Source organism: Microcoleus sp. BM001215392 (assembly GCF_036700185.1).
GTDB lineage: Bacteria > Cyanobacteriota > Cyanobacteriia > Cyanobacteriales > Microcoleaceae > Microcoleus.
The window spans coordinates 1-3,229 of record NZ_JAUBOJ010000572.1 but is presented as its reverse complement, the minus strand read 5'-3'; the positions used below and the strand labels follow the sequence as shown (position 1 = coordinate 3,229).

Here is a 3,229-nt window from a genome sequence, read left to right as displayed (position 1 = left end):
CCCCCCTAGCCCCCCCTTGCTAAGGGGGGGGGACAAGAATACTGTTATTTCGTTAAAAATTGGTATAAATCTGCTCGCCAAGCTGTCGCAAAGACGAGCAACTGACTCGCGCGCCCCCAGCAGTCCCAAGAAAAAACCCGCTGCCCCTTGACAAGTCGGACTCGTTATGAGTACGCTATAGCAAGCAACAAAATTTATCCCAAGTACCCAAGGATTCACAACCATGCTGACGAACCACGAAGGTCAAAGAGTACCCAAAGTCACGTTTCGCACTCGCAAGGACAACGAGTGGGTGGATGTCACCACCGATGATTTGTTTGCAGGCAAAACTGTAGCAGTCTTTTCTCTGCCGGGAGCATTCACTCCGACTTGTTCGTCAACGCACCTCCCGGGTTACAACGAATTGGCGAAAGTTTTCAAAGAAAATGGCGTAGATGAAATCGTTTGTATTTCCGTCAACGACACTTTTGTGATGAACGAGTGGGCAAAAGACCAAGAATCAGATAATGTGACCTTAATTCCCGACGGTAACGGTGAGTTTACTCAAGGCATGGGAATGCTGGTAGACAAAACAGATTTAGGCTTTGGGAAGCGGTCTTGGCGCTATTCGATGGTGGTCAAAGATGGCTTGGTTGAAAAAATGTTTATTGAGCCTGAGGAACCGGGCGACCCTTTCAAAGTGTCCGATGCGGAGACGATGCTCAACTACATCAACTCCGCAGCAGCTAAGCCGAAGGTAGTTTCGCTGTTTACAAAAATGGGCTGTCCTTTCTGCGCTAAGGCGAAGGCTATGCTGACTGAAAAGGGCTTGGATTATGAAGAAATCGTTTTGGGCCGAGATGTCACAACCCGATCGCTCCGGGCGGTGACTGGCGCGACAACCGTGCCGCAAGTGTTTATCGACGGCAAGTTGATCGGCGGTTCCGAAGCTCTAGAGTCTTATTTAGCAGTCGCTTAGTTAGGGAAAAATACTTAGGCTGCGGGCTGCGCTGCGCACACCTTACTCGCTGAGCGGGTGCGCGCGGCGCGCCTGCAACCGTCTTTAGGAATATATATCGCCCTTCCCAGAGTTCGATCGCGCCATTGATCCATTCTCGTGTAACAATTATTTGTGAAGTAATATTAAAAAAATCAGAAATGGGAGTGAACGATCGTGGATTTAAGCCTCGTAGCGTCAAATATCTTAAATCCACCAGTATTAGCATTTTTCATGGGAATGCTGGCGATTTTCCTAAAATCTGACTTAGAAATTCCTGCGCCCATCCCGAAACTGTTTTCGCTGTACCTGCTGTTTGCGATCGGATTTAAAGGCGGCGTCGAGCTGTCCCGAAGCGGAATCAACCAGCAAGTCGCCCTGACAATTGTGGCAGCGATGTTGATGTCAGCGCTAGTGCCAGTTTATACTTTCTTCATACTGAAGATCAAACTCGACTCCTACAATGCCGCGGCGATCGCAGCCACCTACGGTTCGATCAGCGCCGTCACCTTTATCACCGCAACTTCCTTCCTCAAAGAACTAGGAATCGACTTTGATGGTTACATGGTAGCAGCCCTAGCATTAATGGAATCACCAGCAATTATCGTCGGTCTAATTCTCGTCAGCGTATTCGGTGGAGAAGAAGGAAAACGCGAAATAGTTTGGCCAGAAGTGCTGCAAGAAGCCTTCCTCAACAGTTCAGTTTTTCTATTAATAGGTAGCCTAATTATGGGTCTACTCACAGGAGAACACGGTTGGGAAGTTATGAGTCCGTTTACTCAAGATTTGTTTTACGGCGTTCTGACTTTTTTCTTGCTAGACATGGGTCTGGTTGCTGCTAGCAGAATTAAAGATTTGCAAGAAACAGGAATTTTCTTGATCGCCTTTGCAATCCTAATTCCTATAGTTAATGCAGCAATTGGTTTAGTGATAGCAAAATTAATCGGAATGCCGCAGGGAGATAGCCTGTTATTTTCGGTATTGTGTGCGAGTGCTTCTTATATAGCAGTACCAGCAGCAATGCGGCTGACAGTTCCCGAAGCTAACCCCAGCCTTTACATTTCAACAGCCTTAGCAGTGACGTTTCCGTTTAACATCGTTGTAGGCATTCCCATGTATTTATACGCAATCAATATGTTTTGGATGTGAACTTATGGACGCAGTTAAAAGGATAGAAATTTTTGCGAACTCGGTGGAGCTCCCAAAGATTTTAGACGGTTTAGACAAAGCTGGCGTCCCGGGTTATTCGGTGATTCGCGGTGTCGCCGGCAAAAGCACGAGGGGACGTAAATCGCACGATTTAGCCATGAGTATGCTGGATAATATTTATGTGCTGGCTTTCTGCGAACCCGATCAAATATCGGCAGTTGCAGAAAATATTAGACCGGTGCTAAATAAGTTTGGCGGAGCGTGTTTTATTTCGGATGCGGTGGAATTGCTCACTACCAAGTGCGTCGGTAGCGATTAGTCAGTTGACAGTTGTCATTAGTCAGTGGTCAGCAGTCAGTGGGCAGTAGTCATTAGTTATTAGTTAACAGTTAACTGTCAACTGTCAACTAAGAGGGCGGGCCCGCACCATCCACCGCCCCTACAACTGTCATAGGTCAACTGTCAACTGTTAACTGTCAGGGAGCATCTTAGTTTTGCATTAGTGCGAGCGTCCCCGCTCGCCTATTGTATAATACGCGAGCGGGGACGCTCGCACTATAAGAAAAAATGCTTTTTACAAAAATGAGATGCTCCCAACTGTCAACAAAGAGGGCCCGCCCGCACCATCCACCGCCCCTACAACTGCCAACTGCCAACTGTCAACTGCCAACTGCCAACTGTCATTAGAAACCCGGTTTATTTGATAAATCGGGTTTCTGAATATGTAGCTATTTACCCTTAGATAAATCAGCTATTTCTATGACATAAAAGCCGATCGAGCTTTTGCAGAAGTTTTTGATAATTACTTGAGACTAATTTAACTAACGATAATTTGACAAAAATCTGTGTTTATTATAGCAGTTTGAAAAAATTAAAATCATCAGCCATCAGTCATTGACTAGCGGTGATTTCACAATTAATTGCCCAAGGCGACCGGGACAGAATTTAGAATTCTTAAGATATAGAAAAGAATGAGTTACAAAAACAGGCGAGCGTGGTAAATTCTAAGCCACAATAGGCGATCCTCTTCGTTGGCGTAGCCCCCGGGCGGGCTTTCCTTCGGATCGCTTCGCTAACGCTAACGCGCGATCGACTAGCGATATT

Annotated in this window: 3 protein-coding genes; all 3 read left to right on the top strand. The window is 46.4% G+C overall.

Annotated features, from left to right (window positions below):
• The first annotated feature begins 223 nt into the window (after window positions 1-223).
• The 3 genes from QT974_RS32805 to QT974_RS32795 all read left to right on the top strand — a co-directional run bounded on the left by QT974_RS32805 (window position 224) and on the right by QT974_RS32795 (window position 2,444).
• On the top strand, window positions 224-958 hold the full coding sequence (locus QT974_RS32805) for a glutathione peroxidase (RefSeq protein WP_333472542.1): 735 nt from the start codon (window positions 224-226) through the stop codon (window positions 956-958).
• A 195-nt stretch (window positions 959-1,153) separates the two neighbouring features.
• Window positions 1,154-2,125, top strand: a complete 972-nt coding sequence (locus QT974_RS32800; RefSeq protein WP_333472541.1) for a sodium-dependent bicarbonate transport family permease — start codon at window positions 1,154-1,156, stop codon at window positions 2,123-2,125.
• A 4-nt stretch (window positions 2,126-2,129) separates the two neighbouring features.
• The gene (locus QT974_RS32795; protein WP_333472540.1) at window positions 2,130-2,444 is read left to right on the top strand and encodes a P-II family nitrogen regulator; all 315 of its coding nucleotides are present in this window, start codon (window positions 2,130-2,132) and stop codon (window positions 2,442-2,444) included.
• Window positions 2,445-3,229 lie beyond the last annotated feature (785 nt).